Below are 20,238 nucleotides of genomic sequence, written 5' to 3'. Positions count from 1 at the left end.
CAGGCCAGTGTGGCCTTGGCAACCAGCTGCAACCAACGACCGATGCCCGGGAAGCGCTCAAGCCCGGCCAAGATCAGGTGCTCGGACTGAAGTAAGCCAGGCGCAACGACCGCACCAACCACCGCACCGTACGTCCATCAAGTGCGAAGGCTGCCACTCGGCGGCAACTACTCAGTGTGATGAGCGCTGGCAGGCTCGGCCCTGCCCCGACACCGCCCGTACGGTCAGCAGTCCGCGGTAGAACGAACCTGCAGAGGCGCCCGAGGGCTAGAGCGACGAGCGAGCGGTGAGGCCCCGAAATCGCAACTGAGACCACGGGACGACGAAGGCCCCGACTGTGTCGGGAGGCCTGGTTGCTGTACTTCGTGAGTCCTCAGACGCCTGCAGGGAGCGTTTGCTCACACCAGATGATCTTGCCGCTCGTGGTCTGTCGCGCACCCCAGCGCTGCGCGAGCTGCGCGACAAGCAGCAGGCCCCGGCCGCCCTCGTCGAACACGCGGGCCCGGCGCAGGTGCGGTGCGGTGCTGCTGCCGTCGGTCACCTCGCAGATCAGCGTGCGGTCGCGGATCAGCCGCAGCTGGATCGGATCGCCGCCGTACCGGATGGCGTTGGTGACGAGCTCGCTGACGACCAGTTCGGTGACGAAAGCCACCTCCTCCAAACCCCATGCCGACAGCCGGCGGACGGCGTCCGCACGGACCCCGGCCACCGCCGCGGGATCGGCGGGCACGTCCCAGGTGGCGACCTGCCCGATGTCGAGGCGCTGGACACGAGCCAGCAGCAGGGCGGCGTCATCGGCGGGGTGGTCCGGAAGCAGCGTCCCGACAATCCTGTCGCACAGGGTGTCCAGCGAGAGTCCCGGGACCGTCAGCGCCTGCTGCAGAGCTTCGAGCCCCGCGTCCATCCCACGCTGTCGGGACTCGACCAGGCCATCGGTGTAGAGGGCGAGCAGGCTCCCCTCGGGCAGTACCGTCTCAACCGCTTCGAAGGGGAGCCCGCCCAGGCCGAGTGGGGGTCCGGCAGGCAGGTCCAGAATGGCCGCAGTGCCGTCAGGCAGGGCGACGGCGGGTGCCGGGTGTCCGGCGCGGGCGAGGCAGCAGTGGCCCGACACCGGGTCGTAGACGGCGTACAGGCAGGTGGCGCCGACTTCTCCGGGTGTGGCGAACTCCGAGTCCGTCTCGGATTCGGCGGCCAGTCGGATGACGAGGTCGTCGAGCTGTGTGAGCAGCTCGTCCGGAGCCAGGTCGACGTCGGCGAGGGTCCGTACAGCGGAGCGCAGTCGGCCCATGGTTGCGGAGGCGTGAATGCCGTGTCCGACCACGTCGCCGACGACGAGCGCCACCCGGGCGCCGGACAGCGGAATCACGTCGAACCAGTCGCCGCCCACCCCCAGCCGGGGATCGGCCGGCAGGTAACGGAAGGCCGCCTCCACTGCGGACTGCTCCGGCAGCCGCCGTGGCAGCAAGCTGTGCTGCAACGTGAGAGCCGCCGTACGCTCGCGATTGAAGCGCCGGGCGTTGTCCAGACAGACGGCCGTCCGGGCGACCAGCTCCTCGGCCAGGACCAGATCATCGGTCTCGAACGGCTCGGGACGCCGGGACCGGACGAAGTCCACCACGCCGAGCGTCGTTCCCCGTGCGATCAGCGGCACCTCGATCCACGAGTGGAACCCGTATGCGCGGCTCTTGGCGAGACGTGCGGGGTCCGCAGCCAGCCACGCGCTGGTGGCCGGGTCCGCCAACTGGAGCAGCTCCGACCGCCCGGTCGCCAGGCAGTGGGCCTGCGGTGATTCCTCCGGGTAGAACGCGACCTCGCCCACCTCGACCGAGGCCTCCGGCGCGCCCGCCCGGACGGACTGGTGCGCCATCCGGCGCAGGACGGCGCCGGTAATCGGTCCCGGCGGAGGCTCGTCTCCGCCCAGCAGGCTCTCCAGGAGGTTGACGCTCACGAAGTCGGCGAGCCGGGGTACCACCACCTCGGCCAGTTCCTGTGCGGTACGCGTGAGGTCGAGGGTGCTGCCGATGCGCGCGCTGCCCTCGTTCAGCAGCTTCAGGCGATCCTGCGCCTCCTCTGCCCGGCCGGCCAGCGCACGAAGCTCGGTGGTGTCCCGCAGCGTCGCCACGCATCCGGCGGGCCCACCGCGGACAGCCGTGGGCCGGAGATTGACGGCCAGCAGGCGGTTCCCGGCCGGATGCACCTCGTCTGTGACGGTGCGCCCGGATGCCAGCAGCGCGGTCATCTCCGGATCGAGCCCCAGTTCGTCGAGAGGCAGGCCCTCCGCGGTCGGGTGCATGCCGAGCAGCTGCCTGGCCTCGTCGTTGGCCAACACCAGCCGCCGGTCCGCGTCCAGGATCAGCACCCCTTCACGGACCGAGTGCAGGACCGCGTCGTGGTGCTCGTACATCCGGGTCATCTCGACGGGGCCCAGGCCATGCGTCTGGCGTCGCAACCGCCTGCTCACCAGCGCCGCTCCGCCTGCAGCGAGGGCCAGCGAGCCCGCTGCAGCACCGATGAGGACCGGCAACCGGCGGTTCGCCTCGGCGCCGACGTCCACGGTCTGAACGCCCGCGGAGACGATTCCGATCACCGCGCCCTGTGCGTCGGTGACGGGTACGAGGGCCCGGACCGCGTTCTGCGGCTCGCCCTCGAAGACCTCGGTGAAGGATTGCCCGGCCGCCGCCCGGGCAATGTCGCCCTGGGCACGCTGGCCGATCAGACCCGGTACGGGGTCGGTGTAACGGATCCCGCTCCGGCTGAGCACGGAGACGAAGTCAACGGCGGAGCCTTGTCGGGCTGCTTCTGCGAGCGGCTGGAGTATCGCTGTGGGATCGGGCGATTGGAGCGCCTGTACGACGCCCGGGGAGTGCGCGAAGCCCGCCGCGACAGCGAGTGACCGGTGGCGGGCATCGGCCTGGGCGTCGTTCGTGGTTTTGAGCACCAGGGCCACCATCGCGGCAGCTGCGATCAGGACGAGGACCGTCAGCTGCCAGACGAACGCCTGGACTGCGACGCTCCGCACGCTGAAGAACGAGGTCGGGTACGCCTTCCCGGACCGGCCGCCGGTGCGACGCGGGGCGGGGCCGTCTTGTCCGGCTTCACGCCCATGGTCGGAGGCCGCGTGACCTCGCCGACGGCCTCGGTGTCTGTCGGCCAACAGGCGGCTCGATCCGCACCAGGGCAGGCGACCCAGTGCCGAAAACCGGCGAAACCCGCGCATGTAATCATTTCTAGCACTCCCTGTCATCGCGAACCGGACGTCTCCGGCCGCGCGGCCGGATTCACGGACACGACCCGCTGTGCCGACCGGCGAGGCGCACTGTTCCGACCCGTGGTGCTGGGTTACCGGTACGACTCGACAGGGGTCAGCGGCCCGGTCTCCGACCTGCCGTCGCGCGAGGACATCGCGCTCAACCCGGACGGCGCGCCGGGCTCCGGGGCAACGCATCCGTGGGCCATCCGGCAGGGCGCCCGGATTTCGACGTTGGACCTTGTGTGGTCGCGCTTCACCGTGCTCGCCGGGCCGCGTTGCGCGGCGTGGACCCCGGCGGCCGCCGAGGATGCCGGCCGGCTCGGGACAGATCGCGCAGACTGCGAACGCAGAAGGCCCGCACCGTTCGAACGGTGCGGGCCTTCCAGCTGCGGAGGATACGAGATTCGAACTCGTGAGGGGTTGCCCCCAACACGCTTTCCAAGCGTTCGTCCGGTCGTCCAGGGATGGTCACAGGCGTCCTGAGCTGCGATGACGTGGAGCGCGTCATCCGTGCTTCGCCCAGGACTACCGAAGTCGGAAGCTGGCATTGATGCACATCTCGAATCCATGGCCGAGGTCCGCAGTCACCTTGCGGATGTCCAATCGGTTGGCCGACGAGGCGGAGGCTGGAGGCTCCGAGGGATCGGTATCGCTCGAGGAGATGGCTGCAATGCTCCGCGCCCACCACGCCTGATCCATGGCCTACGTCACGCGGTTCACGCCGCATGCGGGCCGACAAGACAGCGGTGGGGCTTCCTGACCAGCCTCCTGAGGTCATGAGGGCCCATCCGCTTGCGAGTGCAGCGGCTCCTCCGAGCGGATCGACAACTCCCGAACAAGACAGTCGATACGGCGGTCAGTCCGTGAGTCGGACCCGTCGGAGAAGCCACGTCACATCCTCAGTGTCAGTCCTCGGCGCGCAGGATCCCGAGCAGGCCGTGGTTCTCCTCCTCGATTCCCGCGGCGAACCAGATGGAGTCCTTGCCGCCGGACTTCTCGGTGCCGCGCAGCAGGCCCCAGAGCCCGGGGATCACGATCGGCTTGCCGTTGCGGTCCTTCAGGGTTCCTTCGAAGCGTCCGGTCTTCTCGTCGTAGGCGTTGATGTGGCCGTCGCCGAAGTTGCCGACGAGCAGGTCGCCGGAGAACTTCCCGAAGCCCTTTGGAGCCACTTCGAGGCCCCAGGGCGAGTTGAGCTCGCCCCGGCTCGCGAAGCGCTGGACCAGCTTTCCCTCCGCGCTGTACACGTCGATGAAGCCGTTGCCGGCACCCGGGACGTCGTCCTTCTTCTCATCGTTCTGCAGGGCGTAGGTCACGAAGACCTTCGACCCGATCGTCTTGACGTTGAACGGTGCGAAGCCCTTGGGGAGCTCCGGGTCCTGGAACCGGCCGGCGGACGGCGGCACGAGGTTGAAGCTCGTGTCGAAGACGTCGATGCGCGCATCACGGAAGTTCGCGACGAGGATTCGCGACTCGTCGCACCTGTCGTCCTTGCCGCGCTCCTCGCCCTTCTCGTCCTTCTCGCCCTCGGCGCGTACCAGCGCCAGGCCCTTGAAGACGGCGGTTTCACCATCGCTGTCCTCGTGAGCGACCCGGACCGCCTCCGTCGGGGACACGTCGGGGCTCCATGCGAAGAGGTCGCCGTTCTCCCCGGCGAAGAGGAACCGGGCGGCGCCGCTCTTGCCGAAGCCGCTGAACCGGAAGTCGTCGGTGTCGCTACGCACGACCCCGGTGGGCGAGCCGCCCTCCGGGATCGACACCACCCGCGGCAGGATGTTGACCGGCTGGCCGTCCACGGCCCCGTCGTACGTCGTGGCCTTGTCGGAACCGTTGTCCGAGACCCAAACCTCTCCGGTGTTCGCCGGTGCCAGACCCCAGGGGTTGACCAGGTTCGGGTCCTGCTTCTGCGCCCGGCCCGCGAGGTCGGACACGAGATCGGTCTCCCGGAACCCGTGGTCCGCCTTGCGCGGCGGCTCCACCAGCCCTGGCGGCGTGGCTGCCGACAGGGCGCCGACGGTGCCCAGGGTCAGCGCGGCCGCCAGCAGCCGTTTGGTGAGTGACCGTCGACGGACCGATGCCTGCTGTGCCATGGAGGTGCTCCTCTTCCGTGTGGGACAAACCGGTAGAGGTCATCAGATGTGCCGTAAATCGCATACGCCAGCCGACACGCGACGCTGCCGCACCGCCTCGACCGATCAGGCCGCGCCCAACTGGCCGTACGCGACGGCGTAGCGGACTGCTGTGCCGGCGCGGTCGGCTGCCGCTCACGAGGATGCAGGTCCGGTCCGCGCAGCGCCGTCCGAACGCCTTCTCGAAGCCGACGATCTCGCGCTCGCGGTACACGCTCGCGCGCTCGGCCGTTCTGACGACGACCTGCTCCCACCCTTGGACGAAGGCCCGAACAGATTTGCCAAGGCTCATGTCGTCTCAGGGCCGCTTCGGATCACCTCCGAAGCCTCGCGAGCAACAGGTTGGGATCATGCATCGTGGTGAAGGCCGCGCTGGTGACGTAAACGGTGTCCCCGCACAGGGCCACTGCTGTCGGGTTGGACACACCGTCCTCCCGGGCGAGCACCGTGGTGTGGGCACCATCGGGGGTCACATACACGACCTCCTGCTGAAAGTTCACGGCGGCGATGATGTCGTCGGTGTGCCCGACGAAGGTGAAGTCGTCGATCCCTACGAGGTCTTCGGTCCTGACCTCGATCGGCCCGGCGGATCCGTCGTCGCGGATCGGGACGCGCAGCAGGGTGCCCTTGTCGAGGTTGCTGACCCAGACGGCACCGTGATGGATCTTCAGGCCGTTGGCGCCAATGAAGTTGGTGCGCTCGAGCTCGCTTCCGGTGGCCCACACGGTCGGGGCTTCGCCGTTCAGCGGGACGCGTCGGACGACACCCACGGCCGAGTCGGTGGCATAGAGCACATGATGGCGCTCGTCCAGGGCCAGTCCGTTGAGCAGGGCTTCGGTGGGCAGGGCCACGATGCGCTCTGGGGTGCCACCGGGCTTCAGGCGCCAGATGCCGGTCAGGTCACTGGTTCCGGTGGAATAGGTGAAGTACAGGGTCCCGCTCGGCACCCGGACGATGCCGGCGACAGCCGGGTACCCCACGATGGGGGTGGCTTGGGTCGCCGGAGCGGGCAAGGTGGCCAGGATGTGCACCTCGCCGTCCAGGGTCACATGGGCGATCTGCCGATTGCCGATGAAGGTGAGGTCCGCCGAGCCGTCCGGCTCCAGGGCGATGTTCTCCGGCGTCTGTCCGGCCGCCAGGTCGAAATGTTTGACGATTCGGGGCTCCGACAGCGGCGGTGCGACCGCGACGGCCGGGCTCGAGCCGACCACGGCGAGAGCGAAGCCGGCAGCGACGATGAGGCCCGCGGTGCGGGATACGCGGATCAAGGAATTTCTCCTCTGCTGATCATGCACGGTCGGGCCTTCAGCAGAGCACGGCTGATGGCCGGCTATCCGGCACCAGGCTGCGGTGCTGTGGCGAGATCACCCCGTGGGCGGAGCCTGCTCATTCGGCCGGTCAAGTCGACGACAGCTCACGCGGCATGCGGGTGCACGCAGCCTGTTGGTTCGCGTGTCCGGGCCAGGTACCGGAATCGACCGGTGATGCTTGCCCCGGGCGCATGTTCGTCCCAGTCGCCCCAGGAAGGAGGCGTTTGGTGTCCAGCGAGGACAACAAGAGTCTGGTCCGCCGCTTCTATCGCGAGATCGACGAAGGCAACCTTGACGCGATGGACGAACTGGTGGCCGAGGACTACATCGACCACTCCCCTCCGCCGTTCCCCTCCCAGCCAGGCCGCGAGGGCCTCAAGCAGGCGTTCCGTCTGTTCTGGGAGGCCACCCCCGGCACACACGAGATCGAGGACCAGATCGCCGAGGGCGACAAGGTGGTCACCCGGCTGACAGCTCGAGGCAGGCACGAGGGCGACCTCCCGGGGATCCCCGCCACTGGCAACCGGATGGAGATGACAGCCACGGTGATTCACCGCATCGAGAATGGTCGACTCGCCGAGAAGTGGTCGGACAAGGACAACCTCCGCCTTCTGCAGCAACTCGGGGTGCTCCCACCCCTCGGCGGTCAACCGGAATAGCCGCCGTTCGGAGGATACGAGATTCGAACTCGTGAGGGGTTGCCCCCAACACGCTTTCCAATTCTCCCGAACCCCGTTCAGCGACGTCCGCACACGTTCCGATCTGCGGTCGAGCGGAGCGCCGGGGAGTGGTTGAACCTAGCCGGACGGTGGTGAAGAATCCGCGCGATCCGGTGTCGCCGCAGGTCGGAGGTCATTTTCGGCCCGAAGGCCCAAAGATGGGTCAAGCCCCAGGCCAGAGGCCTGGGGCTTGCTTTTTGTGCGCCCGATTCCCGCTTTCGCGCCATGAGCCGAGATTGCCGGCGCCTGGCCGGCGCGCTACGGCCGCCGCCCGCGGGCGGCGGCAGCCGGTCGGCACCGGCCGAGAAGTGCTCGGCGGGACGACGGGGGGATGAACGCGGCCCCGTCGAAGGGTGGGCCGACCGGCTGCGTGTGGCTACTTGAGCGGCGTGCCGCCCGAGTTGTGGTACGCGATCGTCTTGTTGATCAGGTTTCCGCCGTCGGACTCGACCGCGGTCTGTTCCTGCTGCCCCGCGCCGAACAGGAGGGCGGCGACGTGCGCGTTCGCCACCTGGTCCATGTGCGAGAGGAGCCAGTCGACCTTGTCGTCCTTGTAGTGGTTGCGGGTGTTGTTCTGCGCCATGTTGCCCAGGGGGATCTGCCACAGGACCACCGGCTTGCCCACCGACTCGGCCATCGTCTTGTACCACCCCAGCGCGGCAGTGGCCTTCTGGTCGTTCCAGAAGGTGTCACGGCCGCCGTTCGCCGGCAGCGCGTACCAGGCCGCGTCGCGGTCCACCACATCGGCGACCAGGAAGTCGGCGTTCTTCGCCCCGAGGTCCGAGTAGTCCTTGACGCATGCCTGCATGTTGCTCTGCCAGTCCCAGCAGGTGAGGTGGAACCCGGCGCCCGTGTTCGGCGCGTACTTGTGTGCCATCGCTATCAGGCACTGGGCCAGGCCGACGGCGCTGTTCTCCTGCGATCCGCAGTCCGTCGGATTCGCGGCCTTGACCTGCGCGGCGACCTGGTGCGGATTGCCGAGCGACCGGACGTAACCCCAGAAGTCGGGCTCGATGTCGATCACGTCCTGCGAGTTGCCGATCTTCTGGAGGAAGAAGCGGTAGTCGTTCATGTAGCGGGTGAGCAGGTCGGTCCTGTTGATGGCGATGACCTCGCCCGGACCGTCGCCCTGGCCCGCCAGATCTCCGAGGTCGCGCAGCGAGTACCAGGTCCAGAAGAACTTCTGCGGGCGCGGCTTGCCCTGGTACGTCGCCTTGGCCACGTGGTCGTCGTTCCAGGTCACGTAGAAGCCGGGTGCCGTGGTCTCGCCGCTCCAGCAGCCCCACCAGCTCGACCACGCGGCCTTGCAGAGCGATGCCGAGTAGTAGTCCGACGAGGGCGCGGGCTGGCTGTGCACGTAGGCGTACCGTACGTCGAACGGCGCGGCGTTCGCCGAGGCGTCCTCCATCATGCCGCCGACGAGCACCGTGTTACTGCCCATGAAACGCTTCGCCGAGCTGCCGCCGGCGGCGGTCGGAGACGCCGGCGGCGCCGACGCCGGGCGGGTACCGCTAGGCGTCTGGCTCGCCGGAACGCTGCCGCCCGGCGTGGTGGGCGTGGTGGGCGTGGCGCTGCTGCCGGAGCTCCCCGCGTTCCCGGTGCCGCTGACGGTACCGGCCGGGACGAGCTGCCACTGCTGCTGGGCGCCGTTCCAGTCGTGGTACTGGGCGATGCGGCCCCCGTCGGCCTTGGAGCCGCCCGGGACCTCAACGGCCATGCCACTGAAGCGGTTGGTCAGACGCACGTAGCCGTCCGACGACTTCTCCACGTGGAACTGCTGGTTGGCGCCGTTCAGGTCGCGCCACTGCACCAGCTCGGAGCCCTCGGTCTTCGACCAGTTGTAGTCGTCCAGCACCTTGCCGGAGTTCCGGTTCTGCAGCCGGTAGTTCCCGTCACCCGAGTCGATGAACTTCCACTGCTGATTGGTCCCGCCGTTACGGCTCCACTGCACCAGCGAAGCACCGTCGTACGTGGCGTAGCCGAGGGCGTCCAGCACCTCGCCGCTGTTGCGGTTGACCAGCACGTACCAGGCGTTCGTGTCCACCGTTCCCGCTGAGGCCGTGTTGACCACGACCACGGAGCTGCCCACGACCGCCAGGCCGACGGCCGCCCAGAAACTCCGACGCTGGTACAACCGACGGCCACGATGCGTCTGCCGCCGGCCCAGAACGGCCGAGCGGAACGACGCGCGACCACGGCGGGCGCGGCCGCCGGGCGACGCCTCCGACGACGTGGATGGGCGAGGGAACATGTCGATGCTCTCCTTCAGCCGTTGCCTCTGACCAGACCGCCTGTCCGGACACCACCCAGTTGTCACCGCCCCCGGAAAGGTTGCCCCGGACCGCGAAGATTTTTTTCGGGCACCGCGCGCCGGCTGGCGATCACGTCGTCGGGCGGGGGCGGCGGCCGGCGAGTTCGCGACCAGCCCACCCACCCCAACTGAAACCGCGAAACGGACGCCACGTCACTTACCGCCCTCTGAGACCACGGCATGGCCTCAGGCGCCTCCCCCGGCGGAGTCCATGAGGCGGCTCTCCCAGGCCCAGGCGGCGATCTCGACGCGGTTGCGACGCCGAGTTTGTTCTGGATGGTCGCCAGGTGGCTCTTGACAGTGCTCACGGTGATGAAGAGGGAGACGGCGATCTCCTGGTTGGTGCGACCTCGAGCGATGGCCCGGATCACCTCCGTCTCGCGGGCCGAGAGCGGCTGGGCGGGCCGGGCGACGGATGTCGCAGGGTGGGGGCGAGGTTGCGGAGCAGTCGCAGGGTGACGGGGAGATCAGGGCGTCCCCGGCGTGCGCGGCGCGGACGGCTTCGACGAGCAGTGCGGGGGCGGCGCCCTTGAGGACGAATCCGACCGCCCCGGCGTGCAGTGCGCCGTGGACGTACTCGTCCAGGTCGAAGGTGGTGACGATGACCACCCGGAGCGGGTCCGTGATTCCGGGGCCGTGTCCATCGAACCGCCGGACCAGTTCGGCCAGTTGCTCCGGGCCGCGTGCCGTGGGGGCCGTGGTGGCGACGTCGTCGGTGTCGCGCAGCAGGCCGACCACCCGGCGCATCGCGGCAAGCGCTTCGCCGCCGGCCTCCTCGATACCGGCGAGGGTGGTGTCCAGATTCTCGGGCCGACGCCTGGCCACGATCCGAGCGGCCTGCGTCTGGACGACCATGCCGGTGATGTGGTGGGCGACTACGTCATGCAACTCCCTTACCAGGGCGAGACGTTCCTCCTGACGAACCGCCTCGGTGGTCGCGCGGCGTCGGTGATCCAGGAAGCGCAGGCCGAGCCCGGCACCGAGTGCGAGGATCCAGACCTCGGCCTGTACAGCCTGCTGCTGACCTGGGCGACCGGCCCGATCACCACCGTCCTCAACAACCGCTTCGAACCAGTGCTCTTCGCTTCCCGCAACCTCGCCCCGCTCGGCTGCGCGGCCTTTTCCTTCGTCCTCGGCGCCACCCTGGGCCTGGTCCTGCGCCGCGTCGTCCCGGCCATGGCCGCCACCCTCGCGATCTTCGCTGTCCTCCAGATCGTCGTCCCCGCCCTGATCCGCCCCCACTACCAGGCACCGACCCGCACCTCGGTTCCGCTCACCGCCGAGCTGATCGGCCGCCTCACCAAGATCAGCACCTACGGCGACATCGGCGGCCTGCGCATCCCCGGCGGCCCCTGGGTCGTGGAGACCGGCGCCATCCTCGACTCCTCCGGCAAGGAGGTCGGCCACACTCCCTGGTTCCAGGACTGCATGGACCACAGCTCGCTCTCCGAACTGCCCGTCTGCCTCGCCAAGGGCAACGTCCACGTCGAGATCGCCGAACAGCCGGCCGACCGCTACTGGACCTTCCAGTTCCTGGAGACCGCGTTCTTCGCCACCCTGACGTCGCTCCTGGCCGCCCTCGCCTTCCGGCGGATCCGCAGGCACCCCGCCTGACGGAATCGCCGGAAGCACCCCGGCGGTTCGCCTCCGACACGACGAAGGCCCGGGCCGCGTGATGCGGTCCGGGCCTTCGTGAAGGCGGAGGATACGAGATTCGAACTCGTGAGGGGTTGCCCCCAACACGCTTTCCAATTCTCATGAGCCCTGTCCCCCTAGGTTCATCCCCGTCTTGACCTGCAACGGAGCGAACGGCCCGGCGGCGTCTGAACCTGGCTGGACGGGGGTGAATGAGACCAAAACTGAGACCACGGCGGTGAGTCCTGGCCGGGCGGAGCAGGAGCCGCCGGTGGCGAGGGAACCGAGGGTGATGAGCTCCGGTACGGCCGGAACCGAGCAGCAGCCGCCGTCACTCTGGGCGGTGTCTGGCTGGTCCTAGCGGCCGATGCCGCCGCAGACGCCGGTCTCGGGAGGGGTGAGTTCGACGCGGGTGGCGGCTCGTGGTCGCCTGCCAGGGCGGCGGCCACCGAGCGAACCTGCTCGTAGCTGGTCAGTGCGAGGAAAGTCGGGGCGCGGCCGTATGACTTCATGCCGATGAGGTAGACGCCCTTCTCCGAGTGAGAGAGTTCGGCCGCGCAGTGGGGGTAGACAGTGCCACAGGAGTTTGGGGTCGATCAGTGGGGCTGGCGCGGTCAGCGCAGTCTCCCGCCCGCCCCACCTACGCTGGAGTGGTCGAGCATTCCGTCTACGTCCGCCCCGACTACCGAGGTCGGGGCGTCCTGAGTGCGCTGCTGGCGGCGCTGATCGACTCCACTGAGCCTGGGTCGCCGTAAAGCGCTGGCACGCTGTCACCGCAACGATGCAGCATGCTGTGATGGCCATCGACACCGCCTGGGCGCGCCAGGAGTTCACCAACTTCCTCACCCTGACCGAGCTCTACCACCGGGCGGACCCGCCCGGCATGACTGTGGTCAGCAGTCGACTGTCCAATCGCGGTCCTGCGGCGGAGATCATGGCCAGCGCACAGGTGGTGGAACAGATCCTCGACCGTGTGCTGCCCCGCTGGCGCAGTGAGATTCCGGACAGCCAGAACAGGACGGTGAACCGCTGGGTGCAGCACCGCGAAGCGGTGCAGAGGGCGATGGTCGTGCTCGATCGGGAGGCCGAGGTGCGGGAGAAGCTCGGCGATCACGCGCCGCAGTTGAGCGCGGCGACCCTGCATCCCTGGGCGTGGGAGGGTGCCCGGTCGCTGTGGCAGAGCGGTCACTTCCGCGAGGCGGTCACCGCCGCGGCCCGAAAGGTAAACGCCGAGACCCAGAACAAGGTCGGTCGCCGCGACGTAACCGAGAGCGCCCTGTTCAAGGAGGTCTTTTCGGTGGATGAGCCCAGGCCCGGCCGCCCCCGGCTGCACGCGGTGCCCGATGACGGCAGCAAGACCTTCGGCAGTGTGCAGCGCGGTGTCGCCTCGTTCGCGGAGGGCTGCTTCGCTGCGATCCGCAACCCGAACAGTCACGAGGCCGAACTCTCGGAACTGCCGGAGCACGAGGCCCTCGAGCAGCTGGCCGCGTTCAGCGTCCTGGCCCGCTGGGTGGACACAGCCACCCTCGCCAGCTGATCCCAGCGCAGGGGACCCCGGGACCGGTCACCTTCTGCCGGTGCGATGGGTGACGGTCCAGTGCAGTCGGCAGACCACGGCCTGCAGACTGCACTGTCCGAGCCACCGAGGCCCGAGGCTGTCAGAGGAAGTCGAAGTCGGAGCCACCGTTCTGCTTGTACTCCTCCGTCCAGCGGAACGGACCGAACTTCTTGTACGTGACTCGTCTGAGGTAGCCGGGGCCGGTCTCCTCGATGACTTCCTCGTTGGGCGTGCGTGCATGGGTCACGGCTGCGACGACGTACGCTCCGACCGACCCGGACATCGCGACCAGGAAGGCGTCCCCGCCGGTCGGGAGACCGATGGGGAATCCCGCCTGACCTGAGATCCATTCCCCAAGACGGAGAGCGGCGGGCACCAGCCAGATCACCTCGGCGACGAACACGAAGATCGCGAGTGCCACGGTAGCGCCGACCAGGATGCCCCAGAGGACCTTTCGCCGGGTCGGCTCGCCATAGGCGAATGGTTCCTCCTCCTTGATCAGGCTGCCCAGGCCCGCTCCCACGAAAGCCGTCGCCGTGATCGTCGCGAGAATCACGACGACGAAGGAGACGTAGAGGGCCACGGCGCAGATCGCCAGCGCCAGGAACTTCCCGCCGCCGCTGGGCAGGGTGAAGCCGCTCATCCAGAACGAGGCCGTCCACATGCCGGCCACCCCTCCGATGATCGAGAACAGCAGACCCAGGCTCCGCGACAGCTGCCGGGAGGTCCAGGCCCGGGCGGTGTTGTTCCGTGCCGCTTCTGCTTTCGCCTTCTCGATCTGCTCGTTCAGCTCGGCTGCCTTGGCCTCCGATTCCTGCGCGCGGATGCCAGCTTGCTTGAGCGCCAGCTGATGGATGGGAGAAGTCAGTTCGCCGTCGCCGTCGACTGCGCGGCGCAGGGCCCGATCGGCCAGCTCGGCAGCACGCGGATTGCGGGCCAGTTCGAAGCGCTCACCCTCGGCCGAGGTGACACTCAGCGTCGGTGTCTGGCCCGACACCTGCTCGGGTACCCAGCGGCTGATGAAGCGATACAGCTCGTCGGCGCTGATGAAGCCGTCCTCGTCGAGGTCCGCGTCCCCGGTCCGCAGACCGTGCACGACTGCGGATGTGAACACCGATGCCTGGCCTTCTTGTCTACTGGCGAGGTCGTCCTCGGGTGCGGTCTCGTAGCTGTACTGGAGGGAGGTGGAGGAGGTGATGACGATCCGGCCGCTGCCCTCGAAGGTCCCCTTGAGTTCGACCTCCTCCTGGTCGCCGCGGGTACGCATTCCCTTGTTGAACGCTCCGCTGTAGCAGCAGTCGAGCAGCAGGATGATGCGTCGGCTGCGGCTCTCTTCCATGCGGGCGGCGATGAAGTCCGCTTCGACCGAGGTCGCGGCCAGCGCGTCGAACTTGCTGTCCTTGGTGATGAAGTGCAGTTGATTGCGGCGGTTCTTGCGCCCGTGACAGGACAGGTGCAACAACAGGGTGTCGTCGCTGGTGGCGGAGCTGAAAAACAGCTCGATCGCTATCTTCCATTCCTGCGTCGATGCGTCGGACAGTACGTTCACCTCGAACCCGCCGATCGCCGGATCTCCGAGGACATCGCGCAGTTGCTCAGCGTCGGAGGCCGCGCCGGGCAGAGGGGCGAACCGGGAGTCGTCATATGTCTCGGCGGCCAGCACCAAGGCCCGCTTAGCCATCGGAGTCCTCTGCGCGGCCGGTGGAAGCGAGGTGTGCCAGGAAGGCTTCGACGATCCGACGGCGCTCGGCGGGCGATCCAGCTTCCAGGGCCAGCTCGCTGTCGCCGATCCGGAGGGTGACCGCGCCCGAGGTGCGACGGGCCAGCCAGTCCTGGACCAGCAGAATCAGCGACCGGACGGCGGGTGCTCCGGCCAGGCCCAGGACAATGGAACTGTAGACGGTGACGTCACCGGCACGAGTCCCGTGGGGTGCCGGCGGGGCCGGAGTATGTTCCATGTGCAGCAGAGGGAGCTGGTCGAGTTCCTCGATCAGCGACTCCATTTCGCGTTCAGTCGTCTCCGCGCCGTCCGGATCGCTGAAGACCAGGCCGATCTCTACTGATTCTCGTGCTCGATTCATTCCGCCCCCCTGGGTGTGGCAAATCAAGGTGCGGACAGAGTGCCACAAGGGAGTTGCTCACGAGGGGAGTTCATCGGATCGGACTCGGGTTGCGTTGCTGAGGGCCGCGGGCCGGCACGTAGTGCCTTGCCGTGCGATGCGCTCGGATCGGCAGGTTCTCTGTCGGAAGGCCACCCCGAACACGTCGGGCGTGTCCGTGGACGCTGTCAGACGGCAACGGTGGCGGTGTGGACGAGGCCGAGGTCGGTCAGTCCCTCCGACCGGCAGACGGTGTCGGAGGGGCCGCCGGTCTCGGTCTGCAGGAGTTGGTAGTTAGCGCCGTGAATGTGGCCCCAGTGCATGGCCGCTCGCCACAGGGCCCGGCCGTGGCCGTGTGGCGAGCTGGTCAGGCAGGGCGCCGAAGTACTGCGGCAGCAGGCGGGTGCGGCCGGTGGGGTCGGGCATGGTCTCCATAGGGCCGATCGCGCCGGTGGCCCGGTCTTCGGGGGCAGTGACCAGGAGGGGGCGCGACAGCGCCGGTCTGCATGCGGGAGTGGAGGAAGGCGAAGCCGTCGCCGGCCAGCTTGTCCGCGAAGTCGGCGAACGTCGCCCGCAGGGCCTCCGGGTGGGTATCCAGCGGCCACACGGCGTCCGGTTGGACGGTGGGCCTGTCGGGGGTGAACTCGCGGGCCTGGACGCGGGTGCAGGTCCCGTCGGCGGTGTGGGCCGCCTCGCCGGCGGCTTGGAAGGACAGGACGCGGGCGTTGGCGGCACCGTTACTGTCGGCGAGCTTCGCGGCGAGTTCGGCGGCGCATCGGGATTGTGCCGGACCAATCCCTCTGTGTGGCCGACCGCTGGCCAGCGTTGACTCAGCTCATCCCCGTCGCATCTGCAGTTGAGCACCGCCCGCGCGCTCGGCCTGTTCCCGGTCACCGCCACTTACCTGGCCACTCCGGAATCCGACGAGCTGCCGTCCGGCGTCGAATCCAGTCTCGCCAAGGCTCTGGAACCGCTCGGCATCCCCGCTACCGCGCTGCGCTTCGAGAAGCCATACACACCGCCGATCCCCGCTCGCTGGAACGTGATGATGACGCTCGCGGGAGCCATGGTGCTGATCGTCACACTCCTCGCGGTCTCCGCGTCCGCCCAGGAGCTGCGGCCGCAACTGCGCCTCCTTCGGGTGATCGGCTTCGGTGGCCCGACCCAGCGCGTCGTGTCCGCGACTCAAGCTGCAGTGATCACCGCGCTGTCGCTCGCGTGCGGCCTTGTCTCCGGATTCGTGTTGGCAGGCGCACAACTCTGGCCCAAGAACACTGCGGTCGTGGTCTCCTGGGACACGCTCGGAGTCGCCGTGTGCGCCGTGATCGGCACGGCCTGTGCGGTCGGTTTCCTGATCCGACCTGTCACCGTTTCGCGAGCCCGGGAAGGAGCGCGTGGCCGGAGCACCTCATAGCCAACGGCTGCGGGCCGCCGGACCGGCCTCGGGCCGAGCGAGCGGCTTCGGCGGTGTGGCGATCGGATCACCGATCGCCACACCGCCGAAGCCGGAGGCGCCAGAGCTCAACTGCAACCACGAGACGACGATGGCCCGGACCGCTGAGCGGTCCGGGCCATCGTTTTGCCTGTTCAGGCGAGGCGGAGGATACGAGATTCGAACTCGTGAGGGGTTGCCCCCAACACGCTTTCCAACTGTTCATCCGGGTGTTCGGGGGTGGGCGTGGCCGTCCTGAACTGCGGCGGAGCGGCTGGCTCGCCCAGCATTGGACGCCGCCGTACGGGGGTGAATGCAACCAAAACTGCAACCAGGTCAACTGGCCGTCCAGCCCAGGGGCCTTCTTCCGGACAGGACCTGACTGCCCCGGTAGCTGGCCCGATCGCCGCTATGATCCGGATTCTCGACGACTGGGGGACACGGTGGGGATTTTTCGGCGCAGAGAACGACGGGGCGGGGCGGACATGCCGCGCGACGGGGCGTTGACGCTGCTGTCGGTGGCGGAGGCCACCCGGCTGCGTGCCCTCGTCCACGCGGCCTTCGCGGAGCACAGCCTCGACGTGACCGTCGGACCGGGGAGCGCGACAGCGGGTACGGGGTGGCGCTTCAACCTCGCCAACCTGGCTGCGGTGTGCCACAACGACAGCCGTGCCCCCGGGTCCTGGCCGGCCCTGGTGAATGAACACGTCGCCCGGGTCGTCCGATCGGTGGTCGACCAGCAGACTCCCCAGGCCCTGTCGCGCGAAGAGCTCCTGGCCCGGATCCACCCCCGCCTGGTGACCAGCGATCCCGCGAGCCTGAAGGCCTTCGGGTACGGTCCCCGATCGGTTCCGGGACTGCTGGACGTGCTCGCGCTCGACCTACCGGAGACCGTGGACCTGCTGGCCGAGGACTCCCTCGCCGAGTTGGGCGACCAGGCGGTCCTGTGGGAGCGCGCGTTCCAGAACCTCCGTGCCGTGCACGTTGACCGGCACGAGGTGCTCACGGGCGACAACGGCACCCGATTCGACGTCCTTACGGGCGATTCGTACTTCATCGCGAGTCTTGCCCTGATCCTCGACGAGGTTGTGGGCCGCTACACCGAGGAGCTGCCGTCGCCGCACGGAATCCTGGTCGCGTTGCCGCACCGGCACGCACTCGCCTTCCACGTCGTCCGTGACCTGGGCGTGCTCCCCTCGCTGCACGGCATGGCCCGCTTTGCCGCCGCCGGGTTCGCGGAGTCTCCGGGCGCGCTGACCCACTCGGTGTTCTGGTGGTTCGAGGGCGGCTTCGTTGAGGTCGCCACCCACGGTGGCGCCGATCTGCCGGTCGCCCTCACCCAGGAGGCCGGCGACCTGATGGCCCGGCTCGGGGCCGAATAGCCGGTCGCGCTTGCGGCGGGCTTCTGCTCTTCCTACGCCCGGTGGGTCCAGCCGCGCGGGTCGGGGCGCTCGGTGAGCGATGACGGCCGCTGGCCGCTCTCGCCCGCACCCGCGGACTGCAGGCCGGCGAAACAGCGGCGGAACGCCCCGCGTAATGGGTTGGTCGTCTGCCGCGATGGCCGCCAGGTGCCAGCGCGTGACGTCGGACATCCTCAAGGACGTCGCAGAGCGCCTGGGCAGCCTCATCCGGGAGGTGGCCGAGGACGTCGCCGGGGATGCCGCCGGGGACGACTTGCAGCCCCTTGCAAAGGCCGGTTGAGACTACAGATGAGACTGCGGACGACGAGGGCCCCGACCGCTGAGCGGTCGGGGCCCTCGTTTGCCCTGGTGGGCGGGGCGGAGGATACGAGATTCGAACTCGTGAGGGGTTGCCTCCAACACGCTTTCCAACTGTCCGTCCGGCCGTTCAGGGGCGGGTGTAGGTATCCTGACCTGCGGCGGAGCGGTTCAATAGCCAGGCTCTGAACGGCGCTGGACGGGGGTGAATGCAACCAAAACTGCAACCACGCGCCGGTCGACTCGGACCCGGGTTCACCCTTGTTGGCCCACGGATCGCCGTGAGGGAGCGTCGATGAACTTGACCGCGCCGGAGGGGATTGGTCTCACCCTGCTTGATGAGGTCGACCGGTCCAGGCGCCCGTCACCGGGTGTGCTCGCCCGCCGCAGGTCGACGCAGCTCGTCCAGGGCAAGGCTGACCTGACGCAGCTGTTGCTCCTCCGATCGAGTGAACTGGCAGTACCCAGTGCTTAGCCGAATCGTTACACGGGAAGGCATTGCGAATAATTCGAATGCTTCGGATGCTTCGACTACACTAGGGGACTAGGAGGTGCGACCATGGCAGCTGCCACGGAAGGCCGGAAGATCGCTCCAGGCACGGTCGACGCTCAGAGTGCCGAACGTGCGCTGCGTAGGATCCGTGACTACCTCGCGCACAACACGGACGCCAGTACGGACATCACCATCCTCGGTGAGGTCGGTCCTGATGACCCCCTCGTCCTGCCCCGTCCTACCGTCGAGATGTTCGCAGCGATGCTCGCCGCCCTCGCAAACGGGCAGGGCGTGCAGGTCATGCCTGTAAATGCCATCGTGTCCACCCAGGTTGCCGCCGACATGCTCAACGTCTCCAGGCCCTACCTAATTGGCCTCCTGGAGAAGGGAGACATCCCCTTCGAGCGGGTCGGACGCCATCGCCGCATCAAGTTCAACGATGTCATGGAGTACAAGCGCAGAGACGATCGCGAGCGCAAGGATGCAGCCGACTCTCTCACGGCCTTCGACGAGGAGTTGGGGTTGCTCTGACATGGCCTTCACCGTTCTGTACGACTCCAACGTGCTCTACCCGAACACGGTGCGGGATCTGCTCATCCGGTTGGCCCAGCACGGGATCGTCCAAGCCAAGTGGACTGAACAGATCCTCGACGAGATGGAGGCTGCGCTCCGCCGCAACGACGTTGGAGACGACGAGAAGCGTGCGGAGCTGCGGCGCCGCATGAACGGAGCCGTGCGGGACTGCATCGTTAACGACTACGAGCCTCTGATCGAGGGGCTCAAGCTTCCCGACCCAAACGACCGCCACGTCCTCGCGGCGGCGATCAAGGCAGGCGCGCAAGTGATCGTCACCGATAACAGTAAGGACTTCCCGTCCGAGCGCTTAGCCGAGTGGGACATCGAGCAGAAGACCGCTGACGACTTCGTCATGGACTTGATCGATCTGGACGACCGTGTTGTCTATGGCTGTGTCATGGAGATCGTCAGCAGTCGACGACGGAAGCCAGTCACGTTTGACGACGTGCTGGGCCAACTGGAGAGATCTCAGCTGATCGGATCAGTGAGCATGCTCCGCAGTGGGCCTGTCGAGGGCATCTGACGCGCCGCGTCTCAAGGCCCGCCAGCCAGACGCGGTCGTGCAGTCAGCCGTTTTCCGGTGGATCTCGGCAACTGCAACCAAAACGGCAACCACGGAACGACGAAGGACCCGGCCGCAGTGCGGTCGGGTCCTTCGTCTGCCCTGGCGGGCGGGTGCGGAGGATACGAGATTCGAACTCGTGAGGGGTTGCCCCCAACACGCTTTCCAATTCTGCTGAGCGCTGTCCGGCGGGGTCCATCCATGTTCTGACCTGTGTCTTTCCGGCTGGCGGGTAGCCGCTTGAACCGGCGCGAACGGCGATGAATGAGACCAAAACTGAGACCAGGAACCAGGCCGGAGTCGTGGTGAGACCTGCCCTACCAGGGGCTTCGCGGCTGTCCATGGCCGGGTGCGCTGAGCCCGCGCAGAGCGAGATGTGACCTGCGTTCGTTCGTCGGCTTGAACCCGCAGGCGTCGAAGTAGAACGCCCGTAGGTCGTCCTCGAAATC

16 protein-coding genes and 4 pseudogenes are annotated in these 20,238 nt (G+C 68.0%); 10 read left to right on the top strand and 10 right to left on the bottom strand.

The genetic code is table 11. From position 1 onward, the window contains the following. Window positions 1–373: 373 nt before the first annotated feature. Complete coding sequence (locus FB465_RS16465; protein WP_425461250.1) at window positions 374–2,950, bottom strand: SpoIIE family protein phosphatase; 2,577 nt, start codon at window positions 2,948–2,950, stop codon at window positions 374–376. Between the two features lie 901 nt (window positions 2,951–3,851). On the opposite strand from FB465_RS16465, the pseudogene FB465_RS37945 reads away from it, so the two are divergent. Further along, window positions 3,852–3,944 (top strand): annotated as a pseudogene (locus FB465_RS37945) (prevent-host-death family protein); the annotation flags it as partial. Between the two features lie 211 nt (window positions 3,945–4,155). Here FB465_RS37945 and FB465_RS16455 read toward each other — a convergent pair. Then, window positions 4,156–5,337, bottom strand: coding sequence for a TIGR03118 family protein (locus FB465_RS16455; RefSeq protein ID WP_145791496.1), 1,182 nt, complete (start codon window positions 5,335–5,337; stop codon window positions 4,156–4,158). A 353-nt stretch (window positions 5,338–5,690) separates the two neighbouring features. Then, window positions 5,691–6,671 carry an SMP-30/gluconolactonase/LRE family protein gene (locus FB465_RS16450; RefSeq protein ID WP_246192683.1) on the bottom strand — a complete coding sequence of 327 codons (981 nt, stop codon included), beginning with the start codon at window positions 6,669–6,671 and terminating at the stop codon, window positions 5,691–5,693. A 242-nt stretch (window positions 6,672–6,913) separates the two neighbouring features. Here FB465_RS16450 and FB465_RS16445 point away from each other — a divergent pair, with 242 nt between their 5' ends. Then, on the top strand, window positions 6,914–7,345 hold the full coding sequence (locus tag FB465_RS16445; RefSeq protein ID WP_145791492.1) for an ester cyclase: 432 nt from the start codon (window positions 6,914–6,916) through the stop codon (window positions 7,343–7,345). 436 nt (window positions 7,346–7,781) lie between these two features. On the opposite strand, the gene FB465_RS16440 is transcribed toward FB465_RS16445, so the two are convergent. The 3 genes and pseudogenes from FB465_RS16440 to FB465_RS36980 all read right to left on the bottom strand — a co-directional run. After that, window positions 7,782–9,539: an RICIN domain-containing protein gene (locus tag FB465_RS16440; protein ID WP_246192682.1), complete on the bottom strand. Its 1,758-nt coding sequence runs from the start codon at window positions 9,537–9,539 to the stop codon at window positions 7,782–7,784. Between the two features lie 179 nt (window positions 9,540–9,718). Beyond that, complete coding sequence (locus FB465_RS36985; protein WP_246192681.1) at window positions 9,719–10,087, bottom strand: response regulator transcription factor; 369 nt, start codon at window positions 10,085–10,087, stop codon at window positions 9,719–9,721. A gap of 400 nt (window positions 10,088–10,487) precedes the next feature. Next, a pseudogene (locus FB465_RS36980) lies at window positions 10,488–10,571 on the bottom strand (hypothetical protein); the annotation flags it as partial. 27 nt (window positions 10,572–10,598) lie between these two features. Here FB465_RS36980 and FB465_RS16430 point away from each other — a divergent pair. Then, window positions 10,599–11,330: a hypothetical protein gene (locus tag FB465_RS16430; protein ID WP_145791488.1), complete on the top strand. Its 732-nt coding sequence runs from the start codon at window positions 10,599–10,601 to the stop codon at window positions 11,328–11,330. A gap of 273 nt (window positions 11,331–11,603) precedes the next feature. Here the strand turns inward: FB465_RS16430 and FB465_RS36975 are convergent. Further along, a pseudogene (locus tag FB465_RS36975) lies at window positions 11,604–11,981 on the bottom strand (flavoprotein); the annotation flags it as partial. 2 nt (window positions 11,982–11,983) lie between these two features. On the opposite strand from FB465_RS36975, the pseudogene FB465_RS36305 reads away from it, so the two are divergent. Together FB465_RS36305 and FB465_RS16420 are read left to right on the top strand one after the other, a co-directional pair. Then, window positions 11,984–12,091 (top strand): annotated as a pseudogene (locus FB465_RS36305) (N-acetyltransferase family protein); the annotation flags it as partial. A gap of 56 nt (window positions 12,092–12,147) precedes the next feature. Further along, the gene (locus tag FB465_RS16420; protein WP_145791483.1) at window positions 12,148–12,888 is read left to right on the top strand and encodes a TIGR02391 family protein; all 741 of its coding nucleotides are present in this window, start codon (window positions 12,148–12,150) and stop codon (window positions 12,886–12,888) included. Between the two features lie 121 nt (window positions 12,889–13,009). Here the strand turns inward: FB465_RS16420 and FB465_RS16415 are convergent, their stop codons facing one another. The 3 genes from FB465_RS16415 to FB465_RS37520 all read right to left on the bottom strand — a co-directional run bounded on the left by FB465_RS16415 (window position 13,010) and on the right by FB465_RS37520 (window position 15,331). Continuing rightward, a complete protein-coding gene (locus FB465_RS16415) occupies window positions 13,010–14,590 on the bottom strand; it encodes a caspase family protein (RefSeq protein WP_145791481.1) in 1,581 nt (526 codons plus the stop codon). After that, complete coding sequence (locus FB465_RS16410) at window positions 14,583–14,990, bottom strand: effector-associated constant component EACC1 (RefSeq protein WP_145791479.1); 408 nt, start codon at window positions 14,988–14,990, stop codon at window positions 14,583–14,585. Before FB465_RS16410 ends, FB465_RS16415 begins: the two co-directional genes overlap by 8 nt. A gap of 206 nt (window positions 14,991–15,196) precedes the next feature. Further along, entirely contained in the window at window positions 15,197–15,331 is a 135-nt protein-coding gene (locus FB465_RS37520) for a hypothetical protein (RefSeq protein ID WP_281292346.1), read from the bottom strand. Between the two features lie 533 nt (window positions 15,332–15,864). Here FB465_RS37520 and FB465_RS16400 point away from each other — a divergent pair. The 5 genes from FB465_RS16400 (at window position 15,865) to FB465_RS16385 (ending at window position 19,750) form a co-directional block, all read left to right on the top strand. Beyond that, complete coding sequence (locus FB465_RS16400; protein ID WP_145791476.1) at window positions 15,865–16,422, top strand: FtsX-like permease family protein; 558 nt, start codon at window positions 15,865–15,867, stop codon at window positions 16,420–16,422. 503 nt (window positions 16,423–16,925) lie between these two features. Continuing rightward, window positions 16,926–17,822 carry a hypothetical protein gene (locus tag FB465_RS16395; protein ID WP_145791474.1) on the top strand — a complete coding sequence of 299 codons (897 nt, stop codon included), beginning with the start codon at window positions 16,926–16,928 and terminating at the stop codon, window positions 17,820–17,822. Window positions 17,823–18,018: 196 nt separating this feature from the next. Then, window positions 18,019–18,141 (top strand): hypothetical protein, encoded by a 123-nt coding sequence (locus FB465_RS37515; RefSeq protein WP_281292345.1) that lies wholly within the window; start codon window positions 18,019–18,021, stop codon window positions 18,139–18,141. A gap of 576 nt (window positions 18,142–18,717) precedes the next feature. After that, the gene (locus tag FB465_RS16390; protein WP_145791472.1) at window positions 18,718–19,182 is read left to right on the top strand and encodes a helix-turn-helix domain-containing protein; all 465 of its coding nucleotides are present in this window, start codon (window positions 18,718–18,720) and stop codon (window positions 19,180–19,182) included. A gap of 1 nt (window position 19,183) precedes the next feature. Continuing rightward, entirely contained in the window at window positions 19,184–19,750 is a 567-nt protein-coding gene (locus FB465_RS16385) for a PIN domain-containing protein (RefSeq protein ID WP_145791470.1), read from the top strand. The last annotated feature ends 488 nt before the right edge of the window (window positions 19,751–20,238 follow it).

Origin of the sequence: Kitasatospora atroaurantiaca, assembly GCF_007828955.1 — a bacterium.
Taxonomy (GTDB): domain Bacteria; phylum Actinomycetota; class Actinomycetes; order Streptomycetales; family Streptomycetaceae; genus Kitasatospora; species Kitasatospora atroaurantiaca.
The sequence above is the reverse complement of the archived record's forward strand: the minus strand, read 5'-3'. Positions and strand labels throughout refer to the sequence as shown.

What these genes read in the sequence shown, in the direction of transcription:
- FB465_RS16465 (WP_425461250.1), bottom strand. Translation starts at nt 2,950, where the DNA reads ATGGTGGCCCTGGTGCTCAAAACCACGAACGACGCCCAGGCCGATGCC.
- FB465_RS16455 (WP_145791496.1), bottom strand. Translation starts at nt 5,337, where the DNA reads ATGGCACAGCAGGCATCGGTCCGTCGACGGTCACTCACCAAACGGCTG.
- FB465_RS16430 (WP_145791488.1), top strand. Translation starts at nt 10,599, where the DNA reads ATGCAACTCCCTTACCAGGGCGAGACGTTCCTCCTGACGAACCGCCTC.
- FB465_RS16420 (WP_145791483.1), top strand. Translation starts at nt 12,148, where the DNA reads ATGGCCATCGACACCGCCTGGGCGCGCCAGGAGTTCACCAACTTCCTC.
- FB465_RS16415 (WP_145791481.1), bottom strand. Translation starts at nt 14,590, where the DNA reads ATGGCTAAGCGGGCCTTGGTGCTGGCCGCCGAGACATATGACGACTCC.
- FB465_RS16410 (WP_145791479.1), bottom strand. Translation starts at nt 14,990, where the DNA reads ATGAATCGAGCACGAGAATCAGTAGAGATCGGCCTGGTCTTCAGCGAT.
- FB465_RS37520 (WP_281292346.1), bottom strand. Translation starts at nt 15,331, where the DNA reads ATGCACTGGGGCCACATTCACGGCGCTAACTACCAACTCCTGCAGACC.
- FB465_RS16395 (WP_145791474.1), top strand. Translation starts at nt 16,926, where the DNA reads ATGCCGCGCGACGGGGCGTTGACGCTGCTGTCGGTGGCGGAGGCCACC.
- FB465_RS16390 (WP_145791472.1), top strand. Translation starts at nt 18,718, where the DNA reads ATGGCAGCTGCCACGGAAGGCCGGAAGATCGCTCCAGGCACGGTCGAC.
- FB465_RS16385 (WP_145791470.1), top strand. Translation starts at nt 19,184, where the DNA reads ATGGCCTTCACCGTTCTGTACGACTCCAACGTGCTCTACCCGAACACG.